The following is a 22,476-nucleotide window of genomic DNA, read 5'->3' on the forward strand; positions in this document are numbered from 1 at the left end:
CCCGGAAGCCCGCCGCCCCGGACCCGTCGGCCCCACCGCCGGAGCCGGGGCGGTTCTTCCGTTCTTTCCGTGCCCCGGCGCCTCATGCGACGCCGCCCCAGGGGTACTCGTTTCCGGGTCGAGGCCCTCACCCGCGGGCCGCTTTGCCCGTCCTTTACCCTGGGGGTGCCACCGATCACGGTGATCCTGACCATCTCTCGAAAGGTGCGTGAGCGTCCGCCCATGGGCGAGCCTCCCAGTAGCAGCCCCGGCTGCGCCTTTTCCGCACGATCCCCCCTCCCCGGCGACCACAGGGGGGCGACCCCATGACCGAGGTCCTCCTCCTGCTCCTCGCGGTCCTGCTCTCGCTGGCCTGCGGAGCCTTCGTGGCGGCGGAGTTCTCCCTGACCACGGTCGAGCGCGCCGAGCTGGAGCGCGCCGCCCAGAAGGGCGACCGGAGCGCGGAAAGCGCTCTGAAGGCCGTGCGCAACCTGACCTTCCAGCTCTCCGGCGCGCAGCTCGGCATCACGGTCACCAACCTGGTGGTCGGCATGCTCGCCGAGCCGTCGATCGCCGCCCTCATCTCGGGACCGCTGGGCGCGCTGGGCCTGTCCGAGAGCGCCTCGCGCTCGGTGGCCCTGGTGCTCGGCACCGCCCTGTCGACCGTCTTCCTGATGGTCGTCGGCGAGCTGGTCCCGAAGAACTGGGCGATCTCCTCGCCGATGGGCGTGGCCCGCAAGGTGGCGACGCCGCAGCGCGTGTTCAGCGCGGTCTTCGGCCCGTTCATCACCCACCTGAACAACACCGCCAACCGGGTGGTGCGCCGGATGGGCCTCGAGCCCGCCGAGGAGCTGGCCTCCGCGCGCGGCCCGCAGGAGCTGGCCGCCCTGGCGCGCCACTCCGCGAAGCAGGGCGCCCTGGAGGCGGACACCGCGGAGCTGTTCGTCCGCACGCTGAACCTGGCGGAGCTGACCGCGGAGAACGTGATGACCCCGCGCGTCCAGGTGGTCGCCCTGGAGGCCCAGGCGACCTGTGAGGACGTCGCCAACGCGACGCGCGCCACCGGGCTGTCCCGCTTCCCGGTGTACCGGGGCAACCTGGACCGGGTGGTGGGCACCGTGCACATCAAGGACGTGCTCGCGCTGCCCGCCGAGCGGCGGTCCCGGGTGCATGTCTCGGAGCTGCTGCGCGAGCCGCTGCTGGTGCCCGAGTCCCTGACCGTGGAGCGGCTGCTCGACCGGCTGTCGGGCGGGCGCACCATGGCGGTGGTGATCGACGAGTACGGCGGCACCGCCGGCGTGGTGACGCTGGAGGACATCGTCGAGGAGGTCGTGGGCGAGGTCCACGACGAGCACGACCCGTTCGAGACGCCCGACCTGGCTCCCGCCGGAACGGACGCCGACGGCCGCGCGGTCTACGACGCCGACGGCGCCGCCCGCACCGACCAGCTCGCCCGGATCGGGCTGCGCGCCCCGGACGGGCCCTACGAGACCCTGGCCGGCCTGGTCGCCACCGCCCTGGGTCGGATACCGGCCGTCGGGGACGTCGTGGAGATCGAGGGCTGGCGGGCCGAGGTGCTGGACGCCTCCGGCCACCGGGCCGCCCGCGTGCTGCTGACCGCCCCGCCGGCCGACGCCGGCGCCGAGGGCGTCGACACCGACGCGGACGCCGAGTCCGGCAGGAACGCCGGGAAGGGACAGGGAGCGACCCGATGACCGCCGTACAACTGCTGATCGGCCTGGCGACCCTGGTCCTGAACGCCTTCTTCGTCGGCGCCGAGTTCGCCATGATCTCGGTCCGGCGCAGCCAGATCGAGCCGCACGCCGAGGAGGGCGACCGCCGCGCCGTGCGGGTCATCTGGGGCCTGGAGCACGTCTCCGCGCTGATGGCCGCGGCCCAGCTGGGCATCACGCTGTCCACCCTGGTCCTCGGCGTGGTCGCCGAGCCCGCCATCGCGCACCTGCTGGAACCGCTGTTCCACGCGGTGGGCGTGCCGTCCGGCGCGGGCCACGCGGTCTCCTTCGTGATCGCGCTGACCGTGGCGACCTACCTGCACATGCTGCTCGGCGAGATGGTCCCGAAGAACGTCGCGCTGGCCGAGCCGGTGCGCACGGCGCTGCTGCTCGGGCCGCCGCTGGTCACCGTCTCCCGGGCGCTGCGTCCGGTGATCTTCACCGTCAACGCCTTCGCCAACGCCCTGCTGAAGCTGATCAAGGTGGAACCGAAGGACGAGGTCACGGCCTCCTTCTCGGACGCCGAGCTGGCGCAGATGGTCAAGGACTCCGGGGAGGCGGGCCTGATCGACGACCGGGCCCGGGAGCGTCTGAACGACGCGCTGGAGCTCGGCCGCCGCCCGGTGGGCGAGGTCCTGCTGCCGCTGGAGAAGGTGCGGTACGTGTCGCTGGGCGTCACCCCCGCCCAGCTGGAGGCCCTCTCCGCGGAGACGAAGTTCTCCCGCTTCCCGGTCGTCGACGACGAGCGCCGCATCATCGGCTACCTGCACGTCAAGGACGCCCTGGACGCGATGCCGCGGGACCTGCCGTTCCGGGTCCAGCACATGCGGCCGATCGCGCGGGTGCGGGAGAACACCCCGCTGGACGACGTGCTCACCGCGCTGCGCGGCAGCCGCACCCACCTGGCCGCGGTGCTCGGCTCGGACGGCCGTCTGACCGGGCTGGTGACCATGGAGGACGTGCTGCGCGAGCTGTTCGGGCAGCCCGCCGCCTGACCCTCCTCGGTCGGTCGCCCCCCGGTGGGACCGGGGGGCGACCGACCGAGCGGTATGCGGCGGGGATACGATCTGCCTCGCCATGCAGACGCAGAAGAATCCGGCGGATCCCGCCCCCACGCACTCCAGCCTGGTCGCGCTCGGCGACTCCTTCACCGAGGGCATGTCGGACCTGATGCCCGACGGCACCTACCGCGGCTGGGCAGACCTCCTCGCGGCCCGGATGGCCGCCCGCACACCAGGCTTCCGGTACGCCAACCTGGCGATCCGCGGCAAGCTGATCGGCCAGATCCTCGACGAGCAGGTCGGCCTCGCCGCGGAGATGGGCGCCGACGTGATCACGCTGGTGGGCGGCCTCAACGACGCGATGCGGCCCAACTGCGACCTGAAGCGGGTCACCGGGATGCTGGAGGAGGCCGTCGAGCGGCTGGCGCCGGCCTGCAAGCAGCTGGTGCTGATGCGCAGCCCGGGGCGGCAGGGGCCGGTGATGGAGCGGTTCCGTCCGCGCATGGAGGTCATCTTCGAGACCCTCGACTCGCTGGCCTCGCGCCACGGAGCGGTGCTGATCGACCTCTACGGGGCGCCCTCGCTGGGCGACCCCCGGGTGTGGGACGTGGACCGCATCCACCTCAACGCGGAAGGACACCGGCGGGTCGCCGAGGCGGTCTGGCAGGGTCTCGGGTACGACCCGGAGGACCACGACTGGCACGTGCCGATGGCCCCCACTCCCCCGGACCCCTGGCTGCGGCGGCGGGTCGCCGACGCCCGGTTCGCGCGCGTCCACCTCCTCCCCTGGATAGCCCGCCGCCTGACCGGCCGCTCCTCCGGCGACGGCCTCCTGCCCAAGCGGGCGGACCTGCTGCCCTACGAGTGAGGCCCGGCGGTCCGGCCGCCCCGGCCGCCGGCCCGGTGCGCGTGGGAGGCGAGGGGCCGGTGTGACGCTGGGGCACGACGGGTACGTTCGTCCCCGGCGCGGAGCACCTCCGCGCCGGTGCGGAGGGGAGCGGCATGAGGACCCGTCGGCTGGGGCGCAGCACCGTCGAGGTGACCGAACTCGGGTTCGGGACCGGGCCGCTCGGCGGCCTGTACGAGCCGCTGGACGACGCGACGGCCGCGGAGGCCCTGTCCGCGGCCTGGGACCACGGGATCCGCTTCTTCGACACCGCGCCGCACTACGGCATCGGCCTCGCCGAGCGGCGGCTGGGCGACTTCCTGCGCACACGGCCCCGGGAGGCCGTCACCCTGTCCACCAAGGTCGGCCGGCTCCTGGTGCCCCAGGACCCGGCGGGGCGGACGGACGAGAGTTTCGAGGTGCCGGCCACGCACCGCAGGGAGTGGGACTTCTCCCGCGACGGCGTGCTGCGCTCCGTGGAGGATTCGCTGGCCCGGACCGGCGCCGACCGGGTGGACGTGCTCCTCCTGCACGACGCGGAGAACCACTTCGAGGACGCCCTGCGCACCGGTCTGCCCGCCCTGGCCGAGCTGCGGGCCCAGGGCGTGGTCGGCGCCGTCGGGGCCGGGATGCACGACACCGCGCTGCTCACCCGGCTGGTGCGGGAGCACGACGTCGACGTGGTGATGCTGTCCGGCCGCTGGACCCTGCTCGACCAGCGGGCGGCGCACGACCTGCTGCCCGCCTGCGCCGAACGCGGCGTCTCCCTGCTCGCCGCCTCCGTCTTCAACTCCGGGCTGCTCTCCACGCCGCGCCCCTCCCCGGGTGCCTTCTTCGACTACGCCGCCGCCTCCCCGGAGGTCGTCCACCGCGCGCGGCGCGTCGCCGACGTCTGCGCGGCGCACGGGGTGACCCTGCCGGAGGCGGCGCTGGCCTTTCCGCTGCGGCACCCGGCGGTGGCGGGCGTGGTGGTCGGCATGCGGTCGGCCCAGGAGGTGCGCGCCGACCTGGCCGCGTTCGGCAAGGAGGTCCCCGAGCAGCTGTGGTCCGATCTGCTCGCCGAGGGCCTGCTGGACCCGCGCGCGGCGGCCTGAGTGCCGCGACGGCGGACCCGGTCCCGTCCGGTGGCGCCGGACGGGACCGGGCCGGTGATCAGAAGGGGTAGCGGGCGGTGGTGCCGCGGACGGTGACCCAGCGGGTCTCGGTGAACGCCTCCACGTTCGCCGCCGCCCCGCCGAACCGGGAGCCGGTGCCCGAGGCCCTGACCCCGCCGAAGGGGGCCACCGCCTCGTCGTTCACCGTCTGGTCGTTGATGTGCACGATGCCGGTGGGGATGCGGTCCGCCACGGCGAGACCGTGCATGACGTCCTTGGTGACGATGCCCAGCGAGAGCCCGTACTCGCTGTCCCCCGCGATCCGCACCGCGTCCTCCACGGAGTCGACCCGCGTCACCGGGGCGACCGGGCCGAAGACCTCCTGCGCGAAGGCGGGCGCGGTCAGGGCCATGTCGGCCAGCACGGTGGGCCGGTAGAACAGCCGGTCGTAGGTGCCGCCGGCGGCCACCTCGGCGCCTTCCGCGGCGCTCGCGGTGACCAGGGCGTGGATCTTGTCCCGCTGTCCGGCGTCGATGATCGGGCCGAGCGCGACGTCGCCGCCCGCGGGGTCGCCGACCGGCAGGCTCCGCGCCTTCTCCGCGAGCGCGGCCACGAAGTCGTCGTAGACGGCGCTCGCCACCAGGTGCCGTCCGGTGGTCATGCAGATCTGGCCCTGGTTGAAGAAGGAGCCCCAGGCGGCCAGGTTGACGGCGTCCTCCACGTCGGCGTCGTCCAGCACCAGCAGCGCGGAGTTGCCGCCGAGCTCGAGGTGGGCGCGCTTGAGGTGCCGGCCGGCGAGCTCGCCGATGTGCCGGCCGACGGCGGTGGAGCCGGTGAACGAGATCACCCGCACGTGCGGGTCGACGACCAGCGCCTCGCCGACGTCCGGGCCGCCCGGCAGCATCTGCAGGACGCCCGGGGGCAGGCCGGCCTCCTCGAAGATCCGGGCGATCAGCGTGCCGCCGGTGACCGCGGTGCGCGGATCCGGCTTGAGCAGGACCGCGTTGCCGAGGGCCAGCGCGGGCGCCACCGAGCGGATCGCCAGGATGATCGGCACGTTGAACGGCGCGATCACCGTGACCACGCCGGCCGGGACGCGGCGGGCCATGGACAGCCGCGGCTGCTCGCTCGGCAGCAGCTCGCCCAGCGGGCGGCCGGGCAGCGAGGCCGCCTCGTAGCACTCCTCGGCGGCGGTGTGCAGCGCGAACCCGGCCATGCCGGGGACGGCGCCGACCTCGCGGATGTTCCAGCCGGTTATCTCGTCCGCGTGCTGCTTCCACAGGTCGCCCGCCCGGCGGAGCACGGCGGCCCGCTCCGTGTAGGGGAGGGCGGCCCAGGCCTGCTGCGCCTCGGCCGCGTGGGCGGCGGCCTCGGCGACGTCCTGGGTGTCGGCGGCGCCCATGCGGCCCAGCTCGGCGCCGGTGGCCGGCTCCACGACGGCGTAGTCGCCGCCCCGGCCCGCCACCCAGGCGCCGTTCTTGAAGATCCTGCCCTGCCAGTCGACGGAGTCCAGAAGTGCCACAACGATTCCTTCCGTACAGAAACCACCGGTGCGGGCGCCGGCCGGCGCGCGTGCGGGTGCGAATGCGGGAGCGGGTACGACGTCGTGCGGCCGATCGTGCTGCGGCACGCGGACCGGCGTCAACGAGAAGTTCCATCCACCAGAACCGCGTTCCGGCTAGGCTGCGCGTCATGACCGCAGCCCCGCAGCCGGCGGTGTCCTCCGGCACCGGCGCCCAGGCCCTCGAGCGGGGCCTCGCGATCCTGACCGCGCTCGCCGACGGACGCCGGCCGCTCGGCCTGGTCGAACTGGCCGACGCGACGGGGCTGAGCAAGAGCACCTGCCACCGCTACGTGGCGAGCCTGGTGGCCCTGCGCTACCTGGAGCAGGAGGACGGCGGCCGCAAGTACCTGCTGGGGCCCACGGCGATGCACCTCGGCATGGCGGCGGTGGGGACGCTGGACGTCGCGCGGGTCGGCGCCCGGAGCGTGCAGGCGCTGGCCGACGAGACCAACCACACGGTGAGCCTGACCGTCCTGGACGGCGCGGACATCGTCTACGTCGACCGCCGCCGCCCGGGCCGGGCCGGTTTCCGCATCGAGCTCAACATCCAGATCGGGACCCGGCTGCCCGCCTACTGCACGTCGATGGGCAAGGTGCTGCTGGCCCACCGGGACCCGGCGTCCGTCCGCGCGATCCTGGACCGGACCGATCTCGCGCGCCGCGGGCCGCGGACCATCACCGCCCGCGAGGAGCTGGTCTCGGCGCTGGCGGAGATCCGGCGGACCGGTCTGGCCCTCAACGACCAGGAGCTCACGGCCGGGCTGAGGTCGGTGGCCGTGCCGGTGCGCGACCGGCACGGGAACGTCTGCGCGGCCCTGGGCGTCGCCGTCCACCTGAGCGCGTGGAACGCCACGGCCGAAGCCGTGGTGGCCCGCCTGGAGGGGCCGCTGCGCCATGCCGCGCAGGAGATCTCCCGCCGCATGGGGCACCTCGAATGACACCGCGATCCCTTTTCCGGGACACGGTTCCGGTCCGCGGAACCCGTAAGGTGACCATCTGCCGGAGGTCGTCCGATCCTCCGGTCACGACGACCGGTGACCCGGCCTCGGGTGAGGAGCGACAGTGACGACCGCGGCGGCCCCCCTCGTCCGTCAGCACATCGCCGGCGCGTGGGTCGACTCACGCAACGGGCGCACCTACGAGAGCCTCGACCCCTGGTCCGGCGAGGTGGTCGCGGTGGTCTCCGCCGGCGACCAGGACGACGCGCGGGCCGCGATCGAGGCGGCCGACCGGGCGTTCGCCGGCTGGTCGCGGTCCCTGCCCCACGAGCGTCAGTCGGTCCTGCTGCGCGCGGCGGACATCGTGCAGCGGCGGCGCGGCGAGATCCTCACCCTGCTGGCCCGGGAGACCGGCTGCACCCGCTACTTCGGCGACGTCCAGCTCGACTTCGCGCTGTCCCTGCTGCGACAGTCCGCGGCGCTTCCGTACGCCGCGGACGGGCAGCTGATCCCGTCCGACCGGCCGGGCACGCGGTCGATGGCGGTCCGCCGGCCGGTGGGGGTCGTCGGCGCGATCGCCCCGTGGAACGCGGCCCTGGCGCTGACCGGCCGCGCGATCGTCGGTCCGCTGGCGCTCGGCAACACGGTGGTGCTCAAGCCCTCCCAGGAGGCGCCCGCGTGCGGGGCCCTGTGGGCGGAGGTCTTCGAGGAGGCGGGACTGCCGCCGGGTGTGCTCAACGTGGTGACGCACGCCCCGGGAGAGGCCTCGCTGATCGGCGACGAGCTGATCGCGAACCCGCTGGTGCGGCGGCTGAGCTTCACCGGCTCCACGGCCACGGGCAGGCGGCTGGCGGAGGCGGCGGGCAGGCACCTCAAGCGGATCCTGCTCCAGCTCGGCGGACAGAATCCCCTGATCGTGCTCGACGGGGTGGACCTCGACCACGCGGCCGAGGCGGCCGCCTACGGCGCCTTCGTCCACCAGGGCCAGGTCTGCCTGTGCGCCCGGCGGATCTTCGTCGAGCGCTCGATCGCCGACGCCTTCCTCGAGCGGTTCGCCGCCAAGGTCTCCTCCCTGCCGCTCGGGAACCCGCTGGACCCCCGGACGGTGATCGGTCCGGTGATCAACCGGTGGGCGCTGTCGACGATCGGCCGCCGGGTCGAGGAGGCGGTGGCGGCCGGTGCGCGGATCGTGGCGGGCGGGACGGCCGCGCCGCCCTGTTACCCGGCGACGGTGCTGACCGACGTGCCCGAGGACATCGAGCTGGCCTTCGACGAGACCTTCGGCCCGATCGTGGTCGTCACCGTGGTGGAGGACCGCGAGGAGGCCGTCGCCCGGGCCAACGCCTCCGGTTTCGGCCTCGCCGCGGCCGTCCTGGCGGCGGATTCCGTGCAGGGGCTGGAGGTCGCGCGCCGGATCGACGCCGGCATCGTCCACGTGAACGACCAGCCGGTGAACGACGAGCCGCAGATGCCGTTCGGCGGCACCCGCGACAGCGGCTGGGGCCGGTTCGGCGTCGGTTTCGTGGCCGAGGACTTCACCGAGCTGCAGTGGGTCACCACCCGGGACACGCCCCGGACCTACCCGTTCTGAGGCGGGGACCCGACCGTCGGGGTGGCGGGAACCCCCGTTCCGCGGCGGGAACCCACCCGTTCCGTGGCGGTGGCCCACCCGGTCGGTGGCGGTGGCCCGCCCGTTCCGTGGCGGCCGCGCGGCCCTTGGCGTTTCCTACGAACGGGCCCGCGGCGTCGACCTGCAGGAACGAACAGTAGAATCCGGTTACGTGACTTCTCCCGCCAAGCCCCGCATTCCGAACGTCCTCGCCGGACGCTACGCCTCCGCCGAGCTCGCCACGCTCTGGTCGCCCGAGGAGAAGGTGAAGCTCGAGCGCAGGCTCTGGCTCGCCGTGCTCCGGGCGCAGAAGGACCTCGGGATCGAGGTGCCGGAGGCCGCTCTCGCCGACTACGAGCGCGTGCTCGACCAGGTCGACCTGGCCTCCGTCGCCGAGCGCGAGAAGGTCACCCGTCATGACGTGAAGGCCCGGATCGAGGAGTTCAACGACCTCGCGGGCCACGAGCAGGTCCACAAGGGCATGACCTCCCGCGACCTGACCGAGAACGTCGAGCAGCTGCAGATCCGCCTCTCCCTCGAGCTGGTCCGCGACCGCGTGGTGGCCGTGCTGGCCCGGCTGGGCCGCCTGTCCGCCGAGTACGGCGAGCTCGTGATGGCCGGCCGGTCCCACAACGTGGCCGCCCAGGCCACCACCCTCGGCAAGCGCTTCGCCACCGCCACGGACGAGCTGCTGGTGGCGTACCACCGCCTGGAGGAGCTGCTGGGCCGCTACCCGCTGCGCGGCATCAAGGGCCCCGTCGGCACCTCCCAGGACATGCTGGACCTGCTCGGCGGCGACGCCGGCAAGCTGGCCGAGCTCGAGGACCGGATCGCCGCCCACCTCGGCTTCGGCCGGGCGTTCACCTCGGTGGGCCAGGTCTACCCGCGCTCGCTGGACTACGAGGTCGTCACGGCCCTCGTGCAGCTCGCCGCCGCGCCGTCCTCGCTGGCCAAGACGATCCGTCTGATGGCGGGCCACGAGCTGGTGACCGAGGGCTTCAAGCCGGGTCAGGTCGGCTCGTCCGCGATGCCGCACAAGATGAACACCCGCTCCTGCGAGCGCGTCAACGGCCTGATGGTGATCCTGCGCGGCTACGCCTCGATGACCGGCGAGCTGGCCGGCGACCAGTGGAACGAGGGCGACGTCTCCTGCTCCGTGGTCCGCCGCGTCGCGCTGCCGGACGCGTTCTTCGCGCTGGACGGCCTGCTGGAGACCTTCCTGACCGTCCTCGACGAGTTCGGCGCGTTCCCCGCCGTGGTCGCCCGCGAGCTGGACCGCTACCTGCCGTTCCTGGCCACCACCAAGGTGCTGATGGCCTCGGTGCGCGCCGGCGTGGGCCGCGAGGAGGCGCACGAGGCCATCAAGGAGAACGCGGTGGCCTGCGCCCTGGCCATGCGCGAGCAGGGCGCCGAGCGCAACGAGCTGCTGGACAGGCTGGCCGCCGACGCGCGGATCCCGCTGGACCGCGCGGCGCTGGACGGGCTGATGGCGGACAAGCTGTCCTTCACCGGCGCGGCCGCCGACCAGGTCGGCGTGGTCGTCGCCCGTGTCGAGGAGGTCGTCAAGCAGCACCCGCAGGCTGCGGCCTACGCCCCCGGGGCGATCCTCTGACCGCCCGGTCGGCGCGCCGATGACCCCCCGCTTCACCCGCGAGGAACTCGAGGCCGCCCGCGACCGCATCGTCCCCGATGTGGTCGCGGGCGGCCTGCGCGTGCTGTTCTGCGGGATCAACCCCGGGCTGATGACGGCCGCCACCGGGCACCACTTCGCCCGCCCGGGCAACCGGTTCTGGCCGGTCCTGCACCGGTCGGGCTTCACGCCCCGGCAGCTCGACCCCTCCGAGCAGCGTGAGCTGCTGTCCTACGGGCTCGGCATCACCAACGTGGTCGCGCGGGCGTCGGCCCGGGCGGACGAGCTCACCGCGGAGGAGTACCTGGAGGGCGGGCGGATCCTGGAGGCCAAGACCGAGCTGCTGCGCCCTCGTTGGCTGGCGGTGCTGGGCATCACCGCCTACCGGGCGGCGTTCGGCGACAGGAAGGCCTCGGTGGGACCGCAGCAGCGGCTCCTGCCCGGCGGCACCGGCGTCTGGGTGCTCCCCAACCCGAGCGGCCTCAACGCCCACTGGACCCTGGCGACCATGGCGGAGGAGTACGCCCGCCTGCGTGAGGCGGCCGAGGAGCCGCCCCGCCGGGACGGCCGTTAGCGCGCAGCCCCTCGCGCGGGAGGCCCACGCACCGCCGCCCGCGGACGGCAGAGCCGCTTCCGCCTCGTGCCGGACCCGGCCACCACCAGGTCGTCGGGCAAGGAATACTGGTGGGCGCCGGGGCCGAGGGGTATCCATCACATATCCCTCGGCCCCGGTGCTGGACGTCAGCGCCAGGTGTCGTTGACGGTCAGGGTGCCGGTGGGCGGGGTGACGACGGTGCGGTTGTCACCGTTCTCCCAGGTGAAGGTGCCGTCGGGGTTCTTCTTGAGGTACTTGTACTGCACGGTGGTGTTGGGCGGCAGCTGGTGCGCGCCGGTCCACAGCGGGTAGGTGGCGGAGCCGGTGGTGAGGGGCACGGCCTTGGCCGGGTCCCAGCTGCCGAGGTCGGGCAGGTTGCCGGTGACGTAGAGGTTCTGGCCCCAGCTGGTGGTGGCGCTGGCGCGGAACGTGGCGGAGACCGGGCTGACGTTCCAGCTGTCGTAGTTGCCCGGCGTGTCCGGCGAGACGGTCAGGGTGCGGTTGGGGGTGCTCTCCCACGTCACCGTGCCGGCGGGGGAGCGCTTGAGGTACTTGTACTGCACGGTGACGCCGACGGGCAGCTGGACGCCGGCCGACCAGTTCGGATAGGAGCTCGCGGTGGTGCCCAGGGGGACGGCCTTGGCCGGGTCCCAGGACCCCAGCTGCGGAACATTGCCGGTGACGAGCAGGGTCTCCCCTGCCGTGGTGGCCTGCACCCGGAAGGTGGCCGAGGTGTCCTGCGCCGTGGCCGCCCCGGCCTGGGGGGCCGTGCCGGCGAACATTCCGGCGAGGAGCACGGCAAGCACGAGCAGCGGCCGCAGGGCGGCGGGCACGCGATGACGTATCGAGAGCATGACATCCCTTCGATGGATGGAAGGTGGCGGCGGATCCACGCCCGCCGACCGCGCCCATCCCAACACAACCCGAAGTCAATTGGTGACTGCATGCGCTTGCAGCGTTCATCCATGCACACGATTCGGCCGTTCCGACCGACCCCTCTCGCAACTTCCTCAAAGTCTTGAACGATCCGTCGGGGCTCGGGGTCGAAGAGTCGATCAAGCTGGTCGCCGGGGAGGCGGCCGCCCGTGGAGCTTCGCGGATGTCACCCGCAGGCCGCCTCGCGGCGGTGACCACGCCTCCGCGAAGACCGACACCAGCCTTGCGCAAGATGTCGCAAAATCTTTCAGACCGTCAGCCGGGCTCGCTCCGATGCGGGCCGACATGTGCGGCCGGCCGGGGTCGAAGCCACCCGGGCGGGGGGCCAGGGCGGGGCGGCCAGGGCGGGGCGGCTAGGGCGGGTCCTCCGTGGTGACGACGGCGAGGAGGGCGTGCGGCGGTTCGAGGCCGTGGTGGGAGACGCCGAGGGCCAGCCAGCGGTCCCCGGTCCACCAGAGGTGCACGTCCGTCAGGTCCTCGCACAGCCGGCCCCACGGCTCCGGTATCTCCTCCCCCGCCTCGGCGGCGCGTATCAGCGCCCCCTGGAGGCCGACCCGTTGCGGCTCCCCCCACCGTGCCGTCAGGCGCTGCGCGAGTGCCTCCCGCTCGTGCTCGCACTCGTCCGCCGCCTCGGCCGCCAGGCCCGGGTCGCCGTCGGGGCAGCTTCCGAGGAGCTCGGCCGCACGCCATCCCGGGCCGCACCGGCCCGGGGCGGCGTCGCGGTCCGCGGCCACGCCTTCCTCCGGCAGGTCCGAACCGCACAGCCGTTCCACGACGGCGACATGACGTGCGATGCTCATGGGTCCCAGTAAACAAGCCGCCACCGACAACTGCCGTTCCGTCAGGCCCCGGCCGTCCGCGGGCCCGTCCGGGTCGGAACCCGAGGTAACCGGATCCCCGCCCTCGCCGGGGCGTTGAACGACGAGTAACATCCGGCCAACACCTCGCGAGCTGGGAGGACGGACCAGTGGGACGCCTGACCGGCGGTGACCCCTCGCTGCTGCGGCGGATCAACTCCGCCGTGGTGCTGCACGCGCTGCGCGCGGTCGACTGCGCCACCCTCACCGAGATCACCCGCGTCACCGGTCTGTCGCGTCCCACCGTGGAGGGCGTGGTCGAGGGCCTGATCCAGGCGGGCCTGGTCACGGAGGCGGCGGCCGACGAGAGCGCGACGCGCCGTCAGGGCCGCCCGGCCCGCCGTTTCCGGTTCCGCGCCGAGGCGGGCCACCTGCTGGGGCTGGAGATCGGCGCCCACCGGGTGACCGCCCTCCTGGCGGACCTCGACGGGCGTGTTCTGGACAGCATCACCAGAGAGGTGGCGGAGACCGCACCCGCGGACGACCGCATCGACTGCCTGCGCACCGCCGTCACCGACCTCCTGCGCCGCGCCCAGGTCTCCGGCGGCTCGCTGCGCGCGGTCGGCGTCGGCACGCCCGGCATCGTCGAGGCGGACGGCACGGTCCGCCTGGGCACGGCGCTGCCGGAGTGGACGGGGCTGCGGCTCGGCGAGCGGCTCAGCCGTTCGTTCAGGTGTCCGGTGCTGGTGGAGAACGACGCCAACGCCGCCGCGGTGGCGGAGCACTGGAAGGGCGCGGCCGTCGATACGGACGACGTGGTCTTCGTGCTGGCCGGCCTCAGCCCCGGGGCGGGCTCGCTGATCGGCGGGCGGCTGCACCGGGGGTTCGGCGGCGCGGCGGGCGAGATCGGGGCGCTGCACCTGCTGGGGCGTGAGGCCACCCCCGAGACCCTGCTGTCCACCGAGGGCGAGCCGCTGCGCCCCCTGGACGAGCAGGCGGTGGCCCAGGTGTTCCAGCAGGCACGTGACGGTGACAAGGGGGCCCGGGCCGCGGTGGAGCGGTTCATCCGGCGGCTGGTCCACGACGTGGCGGCGCTGGTCCTGGCGATGGACCCGGAGCTGGTGGTGGTCGGCGGCTGGGCGGCGGGGCTGGACGACGTGCTGGAGCCGCTCCGCCGGGAGCTGTCCCGCTACTGCCTGCGCACCCCGCGGGTGACGCTCTCGCAGCTCGGCGAGGCGGCCGTCGCCACGGGGGCGCTGCGCCTGGCCCTCGACCACGTGGAGGAGGAGCTGTTCGCGGTGGACAGCACGGTGACGGCACGGTAGGCACCCGCCGGTGACCGCACGGCAGGTGGACGGCCGGTGACCGCACGGTGGGCGCAGAGGCCGGTGACCGCACGGTGGGCGCGGCCGGTGAGCGCACGCAGATGACCGCACGGTGGGCGCGGCCGGTGAGCGCACGCAGGTGAAGGCACCGTGGGCGCACGCAGGTGAAGGCACGGTGGGCGCACGCAGGTGTCACCGCTCGCCGGTGGCCCCCGCCCTGACCGCCGGCCGGTGACCGCTCCGCGGCGCCACCGAAGGCGGTCGCCGACGGGCGGTCAGGAGACCTGCCGCTGCCCGTCGTGGACGATGCGCACGTCGCCGGCGGCGCCGAAGGTGAGCCGGCAGGTGTCGGCCCGGTAGGTGGCCACCGACACCGCGGCCGTCCGCCCCCGGGCGAAGAACCGCGTGGTGACCATGAGCACCGGCGCTCCGGGCAGCCGGTCGAGGTCCTTGGCGTCCTCGGCGCGGGCGGTGCCGAGCTCCACGGCGCGGTCCTGGCCCTCCAGCGTGAGGCGCTGGAGTTCCCGCAGGACCGCGCGGACGCGGGCCGGTCCGCCGGGCACGTCGATGGCCGTGAGTTCGGGCACCGAGGCCGCGGGCACGTACAGGAGTTCCGCCGCCACGATCTGCCCGTGCGCCGAGAGCGAGCGCCGCACGGTGTGCACCGTCTCGTCGCCGGCGACGCCCAGCGTGGCCGCCACGGCGGCGGGCACGGCGCCCTGGGTGCAGTCGGCCGGCTGCCAGGCGTCCCCCGGCGCCCCCGGCCACGACGGACGTTCGGTCTCGACGGCCACGCCCACGCGCGGCGGGGCGACGGTCGTGCCGACGCCGCGGCGGCGTCGCAGCCGGCCTTCCAGTTCGAGTTGTTCCAGGGCCTGGCGGAGCGTGGCCCTGGCGACGCCGAAGCGGGCGGCGAGCTCCCGTTCGTTGGGCAGCACCTCGCCCACCGAGAACTCGGTGTCGAGTGCCTGGCTCAGCACGGTCCGCAGGTGCCAGTACTTCGGCTCCGACACCGCTTCCAGCTGCGTGGTCCCCACCCTGTCCTCCACGGTGCGCGTGGCCGGCGACGTTTTTGACGCCCTTGTTTATTAAAGGTTGTTGAACTTTCCTGCGACCATAGGACGCCCCCCAAACCTGGTCAAGACCAATCCTGGAACCTGGGGAGAAAACGGGCAGGTAACGTCACACGTCGTTCATGAGACGTTCGTGAGCGAAGGCGGCCGGTCGTCCGCGGCCGAATCCACCGCGTCCGCGGAGCGGTGGGCCGAGGACCCGGCCGGGACGGGCGTCGGCCCCTACCCGCCGGCGGCCGTTGCTGACAAGCTGTCGACCGGTTCGACGTGTCCGCGACCCACCCCCCGGACGAGGAGCACTCACTCCATGACCGACACCGTCTCCTTCGAGGTCGCCTCCGCCGGCGGCCCGAGGACCGTGACCCTGGCCTGCGAACGGCGCGGCGCCGGCGAGCCCCTCCTGCTGCTGCACGGCATCGGCCACCACCTCCAGGCCTGGGAGCCGGTGAGCCGGATCCTGGCCGCGGACCGGGAGGTGATCGCCGTGGACCTCCCGGGCTTCGGGTCCTCCCCGGCACTCCCGGAAGGGCTGGAGTACGACCTGGCGACGGTCACGGCGGTGCTGGGCGGCGCGTGCGAGGCGCTGGGCGTCGGACGGCCGCACGTGGCGGGCAACTCCCTCGGCGGGCTGCTCGCCCTGGAGATGGGCCGCCGCGGGCTGGCCCGTTCGGTGACCGCGCTCTCCCCGGGCGGCTTCTGGTCGCCGGGCGAGTGGCGCTACGCCGCCTCGGTGCTGCGGGTGATGCGCGAGGGCGCGACGCGGCTGCCGCTGCCCGTCGTCCGGCAGCTGGCCCGCTCGGCCGCCGGGCGGGCCGCGCTGACCGGCACCATCTACGCGCGGCCGGGCCGTCGAGCGCCGGAGGCGGTGGTCGCCGAGACGCTGGCGCTGAAGCACGCGCCGGGCTTCGGGGCGACCCTCCGCGCGGGTGCCGGGCTCACCTTCGGCGACGACCTGCCCGGTCTCCCGGTCACCGTGGCCTGGGGCGACAGGGACCGTCTGCTGTTTCCCCGTCAGGGCGTGCGGGCCAAGCGGGTCATCCCCGGGGCCCGGCTGGTGCGCCTGCGCGGCTGCGGGCACGTGCCGATGAACGACGACCCGGCGCTGGTCGCCCGGGTGGTCCGGGACGGCAGTGGCGGGGCGGCCCGGCGCTGAATCGCCCGGCCGAGTGACCGCGGAGCGCGTTGTTCACCTCCGGTTTCCGTGCGGGCCGTGCGGCGGGAGTAGGTGTTGCTGCGCACGCCGTCCGGACGCGCCCGGTCCCGTCCCGTTTCGCTCCCGCTCCCCTTCCGTTCCTGGAGGCGCCCTCATGTCCGACCAGTCGTCCGCCCCCGCGCGCCGCGGCGTCCTGCGGGGCGCCCTCGCCGCCTCCGCGGCGCTCGCGCTGCCGGCGGGGCTCGGCTCCGCCGTCCCGGCCTTCGCGCTCTCCGGCCGTCCCCGGGCCGGGTGGGGTGTGCAGGCCGGTGACGTGACCTCCGCATCGGGCCTGGTCTGGGTGCGCTCCGACCGCCCGGCCCGGATGGTCGTCGAGGTGTCGCCGACCGAGTCGTTCCGCCGGGTGCGCCGCGTGCCGGGCCCGCTGCTGGGCGAGGGCACCGACTTCACCGGCACCACGCGGCTGCGGGGCCTGCCGCCGGGCGAGCAGATCCACTACCGCGTGGTGCTGGCCGACCCCGACGACCCGCGCCGCACCGGGGAGCCGGTCACCGGCACCTTCCGCACGGCCCCCGCGCGGCGCCGCGACGGGGTGCGCTTCCTGTGGTCGGGCGACATCGCGGGGCAGGGCTGGGGCATCAACCCGGACATCGGCGGCTACCGGATCTTCGACGCGATGGCCCGGCTGGACCCGGACTTCTTCCTGCTCAGCGGCGACAGCGTCTACGCCGACGGACCGATCGCCGCCACCGCGGCGCTGCCGGACGGGCGGCTGTACCGGAACCTGGTCACCGAGGAGAAGTCCAAGGTCGCCGAGACCCTGGCCGAGTTCCGCGGCAACTTCCGCTACAACCTGCTCGACGAGAACCTGCGCCGCTTCAACGCGCGAGTGCCGGCCGTCGTGCAGTGGGACGACCACGAGGTGCGCAACAACTGGTACCCGGGCCAGGTGATCGCCGACACCGACGCCCGCTACACCGAGAAGCGCATCGACGTGCTGGCCGAGCGGGCCCGCAGGGCGGTGAGCGAGTACTACCCGATCTCCACGCTCACCCCGGGCGCCCGCGAGGGCCGGATACACCGGGTGGTGCGCCACGGCCCGCTGCTGGACGTGTTCGTGCTCGACATGCGCACCTACCGCAACGCCAACTCCGGCGGCACCGACGCCGTCGACCCGCAGGGCATCCTCGGCCGCGAGCAGCTGGAATGGCTCAAGCGCGAGTTGGCGCGGTCGCGCGCGGTGTGGAAGGTGATCGCCTCGGACATGCCGCTGGGTCTGGTGGTGACGGACACCACCGAGGGCCGGCGCAACGTCGAGGCGGTCGCCCAGGGCGATCCGGGTGAGCCGCTGGGGCGCGAGCTGCAGATCGCGGAACTGCTGCGGTTCGTCAAGCACCGCCGGATCACCGGCACGGTGTGGCTGACGGCGGACGTCCACCACACCTCGGCCCAGCACTACCAGCCCTCGCGGGCCGCGTTCACCGACTTCGAGCCGTTCTGGGAGTTCGTCTCCGGCCCGCTCAACGCGGGCGCCTTCCCGGCGACCGCCCTGGACGGCACCTTCGGACCGGAGCGGGTGTTCGTGAAGGCGCCCGTCACCTCCAACGTCTCGCCGGCCGAGGGGTTCCAGTTCTTCGGCGAGGTGGAGATCGACGGCGACAGCGGCGAGATGACGGTCCGGCTGCGGGAGCAGGACGGGACGGTGCTGTTCACCAAGGTGCTGCAGCCGGGTCTCGTCGGCCAGTAGGCCCGGGGCCCGGCAACCCTCGGCTGCCGGAAGTCCGAAGGCTCCCGGCAGCCGCGGCAGTTGTCGGTGGTCGCCTCTACGGTCCTTCCATGACGCGATCACTGCAGGCCATGGCCTATGCGCGTCCCTCCGCGCTGCGCTCCACCGCGGAGGGACGGCTCCTTGGACTGGAGACCTCCCGGGGCGCGACGCCCACGGGCGTCCAGGACCACCCCGGCTTCTTCTCCGGCTTCCTCACGCACCCTCAGGCCGCCGCCGCGGGCCTGCTGGCGGTGGCCGACGTGGCGGCGGCCCGCTACCACCAGCCCCAGGCGCGCGCCTCGCTCGACCCGGTGGTGACGGGCAACGGCGACCGGCTGCGTTTCGAGTCCTTCTCCGGCTGTTGCGGCGTGTACGCCCGACTCGACGTCCTCGACGGCGGCCTGGACGGCGGGGAGGTGGGGCACGGCACCACCAACGTCGACGTCAACGACCCGCTGCGTGAGGCGCTGTCGCGGGTGGGTGCGCTCGACCCGGTCCACCTGCGGGTGGGCCCGGACGAGCTGGCGGTGACGACGACGGACGGCCCGGTCGTCGAGAAGAAGGTGCCGTTGCCGGACCGCTGGCTGCGCGGTTTCGCGGAGTCCCAGGTGGTCGCGGCCGGTTTCGAGCTGCGGGCGGAGCTCCCGGCCGCCGAGGCGGTCCGGTTCCTGCGGTCGCTGCCGCGCGGCCGGGGCCGGGGTGGCGCGTCCTGGGTGGCGCCCGCCGGGCGGGGGCTGCGGCCGACCACCAGGCCGGTGCCGGGCGCCGTGTGCCTGCCGGGGCCGGAGCGGCTGGCCGCCCTGCAGCGGGTGCTGCGGCACGCGACCGCGCTGCGGGTCTACGGGCCCGCCGTGTCCGGGACGGACGCCACCGCGAGCGCCTGGGAGGCGGTGCTGCCGGGCATGCGGCTCACCCTGACCCTGTCGCCGGACGCCTCCCGCGGCTTCTCGGGAGAGGGCGGGGTCCTCGACGCGCTGGCCTCGGACGACGCCGCCGAGGACGCGGAGCTGATCTCCGTGCTGCTGGCGTGGGAGCCGCGCATCGACGTCGCCGATCTGGCGGCCGCCTCCGGCCTGACCCCCGGGCGCGTGCGCGCCGCCCTGGTGCGGCTGGGCACCTCCGGACGGGTGGGTTACGACCCGGCCGAGGCCGCATACTTCCACCGCGAACTGCCCTACGACGCGGCCCGGGTGGAGCGGCACAACCCCCGGCTGCGGGACGCCCGGGCGCTGCTGGCCGCGGGCGCGGTCACCCTGGACGGCGCGACCGGCACGGTCACCGCCGAGGACGGCCACCGGCACCGGGTGCGCGAGGAGAACGGTGCGCTCACGTGCACCTGCTTGTGGTGGGCGAAGTACCGGGGCGGACGCGGGCCGTGCAAACACGCGCTGGCGGTCCGGATGGCGCGACGGGAGGGGCGGTCGTGAAGAGGGCGGCGACGGAGCACGAGGTGTGCGCGGCGGTGCGCGAAGGCATGACCGACCGGGTGGCCGGTCTGCTGGAGGAGATGACGGCGGCCGAGCGGCGGGCGCTGGTCCCGGAGTGGGAGCGGCTGCGCAAGGAGCTCCGCCAGGACTGGGGCCGGCAGCGGCGGGTGTACCCGGCCCTGCATCTGGCCGGGGCGGCCTCCCTGAGCGGGGCGGCGGCGGTCGCCTCCTGGCTCACCGCGGCCGACTTCCGGTGGGCGGCGGCCCCGGCCGGGCTGCTGCTGCGGGCACTGCGGGACCGGGAGCCGCACTGGCTCGCCGACGTGGCCCGCCGGGTCGCCGCGCGCCCGGTCTCCGCCGGTGTCGACCACGGCCTGCTGGACGGACTGGCGCGGCTGGCCGACTGTCCGCCACCGGTCACCGAGGCGTCCGTGCACGCCTGGATCCAGTACGTCAACGGCGCCTGGTCGGACCGGGACGGCGTCGACGCCCGCATCCGGGACACACGGCACCTGTCGGCGATGACCGCCGGCCTCTTCGCCACGGCCGACGCGGGCCGCGCCATGGCGAACCTGTACTCCGTCGACGGCGGCGACAGCTGGGTCACCGTGCTGGCGCGGCTGACCGCCGAGGGCCTGCTGGACCGGCCGGCGATGGTGGAGGGCTGCGTGGCACGGCTGCTGCGCGGCGGTCCGGCCGCCGACCAGCGGGTGTTCCTCAACCTGCTCACGGCACTGGAGCTGACCGGGGACGAGCGCCGTGCGCGCAGGGCCGACTGGTCGGCGCTGGCCGCCGACGGGATCTCGACGGTCGCCGCCCACGCCCAGGCGGTGCTGAGCGGTCTGGCCCTGGCCGGTGACCTCTCCGACCGGGAGCTGGCGGACCTGTCGGCCGCGGTGTTCTTCCGGACGGAGAAGAAACTGGTCCGCGCCCAGCTCGTCCTGCTCGGCAAGGTGCTGTCCGCACGGCCGCACGCGGCGGAGCTGCTGCTGCCGGGTCTCGGCCACGCGTTCGGGCAGCCGGACGCCGACGCCCAGGAGCGGGCGCTCCGGTTGCTGGAACGGCATCGGGACAAGGTCACCGACGAGAAGGTCCGCGAGGAACTGGCGTACGCGGCCGATCAGTTGTCCCCGGCGCTGCGCGTCCGGGCGTTGACGGCGCTGGGCATGGAGGCGCGGGGCGGGGCACCGGAGGCGGCGTACGAGGAGATGCTGCCGCCGGCGCCCGCCGCCGTCCGCCTGGCCCCGGCACCCGCCTCGCCTGCCGAACTGGCGGAGGAGACCGGCGCGTTGCTCGCCAGGCGCGACGTGGACGTGGCGGCCTTCGAGCGGGTGCTGGACGGTCTGGTCCGCCTCGCCCACCGGGACCGGGCGGCGCTGCTGGACGCGCTCGCCCCGGTCCTCGCGCGGACCGAGTGGTACGGCGCGGCACCCGACAGCCGGCTGACGCCCGAGCGCTACTTCGGCACCGACGCCTACACCTGCGACGTGCGCCACCTCACCGAACTCGTCCTGGCGGCACTGGCGGAGCGGATCTCCGAGGAGGCGCTGTGGGCCGGGACGCAGGACACGGCCCTCACCCGCCGCTGTGCCCACACCACACTGTGCCGTGCGTTCGAGGCCCGCGTCCGGGAGCTCGCCCACCGGGTGCGGACCGACGCCGTACCGCCCTTCCTCCTGTCCACCCCCACCTGGAGCACCGGGGCCGTCGATCCCGCGGAACTGGTGGATCGGCTGGAGGTCTACGCCACGGCGGGGATCCGCCCGCTGGGGGACGACTTCGCCCAGGCGCTCCTGCGGGCGCGTCGCTCGGACCGTCCCGCGGCCGAGGCCGCCGCCGCGCGCGCCGCGGCGCTGGGAACCCCGGAGGGCGAACACCTGGCCCGGTGGCTGACCGCCGCCGATCCCCTCCCCGCGACACCGGAACGGCGGACGGCCGACCGCCGGGTGCTGCCGGGGCTCGGCGAGTGCTTCCCGTTGCTGCACGACTTCCCCCGTGACTTCGCACGTCTGGGCGAGCCGGTGCCCGCCGATGCCCAGCACTTCTGGTGCTACCACCTCGACGACGACATCCGGCCGCACCTGCTCGCCATGCTCCCCGAGGACCGCGAACTGGTCGCGGCCCGGCTGGCGCACGACACGATCGCCTCCGCCGTGCAGGACCAGCGGCGCGGCGCGGCCGTGCTGCCGCTGCTGGCGGAGGCCGGCGGGCCCGCCGGTCCGGCCACCCACCTGTGCGTGGCCTACGGGCTCGGCTCCCGGCATCCCGAGGACCGGCTGGCCGCCGTGGACGCCCTGCTGGTGCTGGCGGCGCGCGGGCAGCTCGACGCGGGCCGCCTGGGGACCGACCTCGGCGCGCTGGTCCCGCCGGGCGCGGTCAAGGCGGCGCGGCTCGCCGACGCGCTGCGCACGGCTGCCGCCACCGGGGCGTACGCCACCGTCGGCGAGGTGCTCCGGCACACGTTGCCGGCGCTGCTGGCCGAGGGCGTGGAGCCGGCCCGCGGGCTGGGCGACCTGCTGGGCGTGGCCGCGGAGTGCGCGGAGCGGACCGGCATCACCGGGGCGCTGCCCTGCCTGGACCGGGTGGCGGACCGCTCCGGCTCCTCCCGGCTGGTCCTGGAGGCACGGCGACTGCGCACGGCGCTGAACGGCGAGCTGAACGGGGGGACGGTCAGCTGACGACGGGAAGCGAGCGGGTCACGGCGATCCGCGCCGGTGACACGGTGCGGACGCCGGCCCTGCCGAAGGGCCTGTCCGCGGGCGAACGCCTGGCGCCGGTACCGTTGTTGCGGAGTCTGCGCGGAACTGCGGCGTGACCCCTGGGCCGGGACCTCGCGGACCGACTGCCCGCCGCTCCCGACTGCGGACGGCGACGGCCACCAAGGGCGCGGGCCAGGCCGCTCGCGGAGCTCCGGGTCCGGGTCCGGGTGATGGTTCCCGGTCCACGGAGGCCCTCGTGTGAGATCCCC

17 protein-coding genes are annotated in these 22,476 nt (G+C 74.5%); 13 read left to right on the forward strand and 4 right to left on the reverse strand.

The genetic code is table 11. From position 1 onward, the window contains the following. Window positions 1–305 precede the first annotated feature (305 nt). The 4 genes from Sfr03f_RS26890 to Sfr03f_RS26905 all read left to right on the forward strand — a co-directional run bounded on the left by Sfr03f_RS26890 (window position 306) and on the right by Sfr03f_RS26905 (window position 4,693). Window positions 306–1,694: a hemolysin family protein gene (locus Sfr03f_RS26890; protein WP_108956771.1), complete on the forward strand. Its 1,389-nt coding sequence runs from the start codon at window positions 306–308 to the stop codon at window positions 1,692–1,694. After that, complete coding sequence (locus Sfr03f_RS26895; RefSeq protein WP_108956772.1) at window positions 1,691–2,707, forward strand: hemolysin family protein; 1,017 nt, start codon at window positions 1,691–1,693, stop codon at window positions 2,705–2,707. The genes Sfr03f_RS26890 and Sfr03f_RS26895 overlap by 4 nt, the downstream gene beginning before the upstream one ends. 82 nt (window positions 2,708–2,789) lie before the next feature. Continuing rightward, the gene (locus Sfr03f_RS26900) at window positions 2,790–3,581 is read left to right on the forward strand and encodes an SGNH/GDSL hydrolase family protein (protein WP_108956773.1); all 792 of its coding nucleotides are present in this window, start codon (window positions 2,790–2,792) and stop codon (window positions 3,579–3,581) included. Between the two features lie 134 nt (window positions 3,582–3,715). Next, window positions 3,716–4,693, forward strand: coding sequence for an aldo/keto reductase (locus tag Sfr03f_RS26905; protein WP_108956774.1), 978 nt, complete (start codon window positions 3,716–3,718; stop codon window positions 4,691–4,693). A 58-nt stretch (window positions 4,694–4,751) separates the two neighbouring features. Here the strand turns inward: Sfr03f_RS26905 and Sfr03f_RS26910 are convergent, their stop codons facing one another. Further along, on the reverse strand, window positions 4,752–6,215 hold the full coding sequence (locus Sfr03f_RS26910; protein ID WP_108956775.1) for an aldehyde dehydrogenase family protein: 1,464 nt from the start codon (window positions 6,213–6,215) through the stop codon (window positions 4,752–4,754). 170 nt (window positions 6,216–6,385) lie between these two features. On the opposite strand from Sfr03f_RS26910, the gene Sfr03f_RS26915 reads away from it, so the two are divergent. The 4 genes from Sfr03f_RS26915 to mug all read left to right on the forward strand — a co-directional run bounded on the left by Sfr03f_RS26915 (window position 6,386) and on the right by mug (window position 11,008). Next, window positions 6,386–7,195, forward strand: coding sequence for an IclR family transcriptional regulator (locus Sfr03f_RS26915; protein WP_108956776.1), 810 nt, complete (start codon window positions 6,386–6,388; stop codon window positions 7,193–7,195). A gap of 124 nt (window positions 7,196–7,319) precedes the next feature. Further along, entirely contained in the window at window positions 7,320–8,786 is a 1,467-nt protein-coding gene (locus Sfr03f_RS26920) for an aldehyde dehydrogenase family protein (RefSeq protein WP_108956777.1), read from the forward strand. Window positions 8,787–8,976: 190 nt separating this feature from the next. Further along, complete coding sequence (purB, locus tag Sfr03f_RS26925) at window positions 8,977–10,416, forward strand: adenylosuccinate lyase (RefSeq protein ID WP_108956778.1); 1,440 nt, start codon at window positions 8,977–8,979, stop codon at window positions 10,414–10,416. Between the two features lie 19 nt (window positions 10,417–10,435). Continuing rightward, window positions 10,436–11,008, forward strand: coding sequence for a G/U mismatch-specific DNA glycosylase (gene mug, locus Sfr03f_RS26930; protein ID WP_108956779.1), 573 nt, complete (start codon window positions 10,436–10,438; stop codon window positions 11,006–11,008). Window positions 11,009–11,175: 167 nt separating this feature from the next. Here the strand turns inward: mug and Sfr03f_RS26935 are convergent, their stop codons facing one another. Together Sfr03f_RS26935 and Sfr03f_RS26940 are read right to left on the reverse strand one after the other, a co-directional pair. After that, entirely contained in the window at window positions 11,176–11,883 is a 708-nt protein-coding gene (locus Sfr03f_RS26935) for a CBM20 domain-containing protein (RefSeq protein ID WP_108956780.1), read from the reverse strand. Between the two features lie 435 nt (window positions 11,884–12,318). Continuing rightward, window positions 12,319–12,765, reverse strand: coding sequence for a hypothetical protein (locus tag Sfr03f_RS26940; RefSeq protein ID WP_159105743.1), 447 nt, complete (start codon window positions 12,763–12,765; stop codon window positions 12,319–12,321). 167 nt (window positions 12,766–12,932) lie between these two features. Between Sfr03f_RS26940 and Sfr03f_RS26945 the strand changes: the two genes are divergently transcribed. Beyond that, window positions 12,933–14,087, forward strand: coding sequence for an ROK family transcriptional regulator (locus Sfr03f_RS26945; protein WP_108956782.1), 1,155 nt, complete (start codon window positions 12,933–12,935; stop codon window positions 14,085–14,087). Window positions 14,088–14,362: 275 nt separating this feature from the next. Here Sfr03f_RS26945 and Sfr03f_RS26950 read toward each other — a convergent pair whose 3' ends face one another. Then, the gene (locus tag Sfr03f_RS26950) at window positions 14,363–15,124 is read right to left on the reverse strand and encodes a GntR family transcriptional regulator (RefSeq protein WP_108956783.1); all 762 of its coding nucleotides are present in this window, start codon (window positions 15,122–15,124) and stop codon (window positions 14,363–14,365) included. Between the two features lie 343 nt (window positions 15,125–15,467). Here Sfr03f_RS26950 and Sfr03f_RS26955 point away from each other — a divergent pair, with 343 nt between their 5' ends. The 4 genes from Sfr03f_RS26955 to Sfr03f_RS30425 all read left to right on the forward strand — a co-directional run bounded on the left by Sfr03f_RS26955 (window position 15,468) and on the right by Sfr03f_RS30425 (window position 22,186). Next, window positions 15,468–16,313, forward strand: a complete 846-nt coding sequence (locus Sfr03f_RS26955; protein WP_108956784.1) for an alpha/beta fold hydrolase — start codon at window positions 15,468–15,470, stop codon at window positions 16,311–16,313. A gap of 154 nt (window positions 16,314–16,467) precedes the next feature. Then, window positions 16,468–18,060 (forward strand): alkaline phosphatase D family protein, encoded by a 1,593-nt coding sequence (locus Sfr03f_RS26960; protein ID WP_108956785.1) that lies wholly within the window; start codon window positions 16,468–16,470, stop codon window positions 18,058–18,060. Window positions 18,061–18,149: 89 nt separating this feature from the next. Then, a complete protein-coding gene (locus tag Sfr03f_RS26965; protein WP_108956786.1) occupies window positions 18,150–19,508 on the forward strand; it encodes an SWIM zinc finger family protein in 1,359 nt (452 codons plus the stop codon). After that, window positions 19,505–22,186, forward strand: coding sequence for a DUF7824 domain-containing protein (locus Sfr03f_RS30425; protein ID WP_159105744.1), 2,682 nt, complete (start codon window positions 19,505–19,507; stop codon window positions 22,184–22,186). Before Sfr03f_RS26965 ends, Sfr03f_RS30425 begins: the two co-directional genes overlap by 4 nt. Window positions 22,187–22,476: the final 290 nt, after the last annotated feature.

It is taken from the genome of Streptomyces fragilis (assembly GCF_003112515.1).
In the GTDB taxonomy this organism is placed as follows: domain Bacteria; phylum Actinomycetota; class Actinomycetes; order Streptomycetales; family Streptomycetaceae; genus Streptomyces; species Streptomyces fragilis.

What these genes read in the sequence shown, in the direction of transcription:
- mug (WP_108956779.1), top strand. Translation starts at nt 10,436, where the DNA reads ATGACCCCCCGCTTCACCCGCGAGGAACTCGAGGCCGCCCGCGACCGC.
- Sfr03f_RS26895 (WP_108956772.1), top strand. Translation starts at nt 1,691, where the DNA reads ATGACCGCCGTACAACTGCTGATCGGCCTGGCGACCCTGGTCCTGAAC.
- Sfr03f_RS26915 (WP_108956776.1), top strand. Translation starts at nt 6,386, where the DNA reads ATGACCGCAGCCCCGCAGCCGGCGGTGTCCTCCGGCACCGGCGCCCAG.
- Sfr03f_RS26960 (WP_108956785.1), top strand. Translation starts at nt 16,468, where the DNA reads ATGTCCGACCAGTCGTCCGCCCCCGCGCGCCGCGGCGTCCTGCGGGGC.
- Sfr03f_RS26965 (WP_108956786.1), top strand. Translation starts at nt 18,150, where the DNA reads ATGACGCGATCACTGCAGGCCATGGCCTATGCGCGTCCCTCCGCGCTG.
- Sfr03f_RS26940 (WP_159105743.1), bottom strand. Translation starts at nt 12,765, where the DNA reads ATGAGCATCGCACGTCATGTCGCCGTCGTGGAACGGCTGTGCGGTTCG.
- Sfr03f_RS26935 (WP_108956780.1), bottom strand. Translation starts at nt 11,883, where the DNA reads ATGCTCTCGATACGTCATCGCGTGCCCGCCGCCCTGCGGCCGCTGCTC.
- Sfr03f_RS26955 (WP_108956784.1), top strand. Translation starts at nt 15,468, where the DNA reads ATGACCGACACCGTCTCCTTCGAGGTCGCCTCCGCCGGCGGCCCGAGG.
- Sfr03f_RS26900 (WP_108956773.1), top strand. Translation starts at nt 2,790, where the DNA reads ATGCAGACGCAGAAGAATCCGGCGGATCCCGCCCCCACGCACTCCAGC.
- Sfr03f_RS26905 (WP_108956774.1), top strand. Translation starts at nt 3,716, where the DNA reads ATGAGGACCCGTCGGCTGGGGCGCAGCACCGTCGAGGTGACCGAACTC.
- Sfr03f_RS26890 (WP_108956771.1), top strand. Translation starts at nt 306, where the DNA reads ATGACCGAGGTCCTCCTCCTGCTCCTCGCGGTCCTGCTCTCGCTGGCC.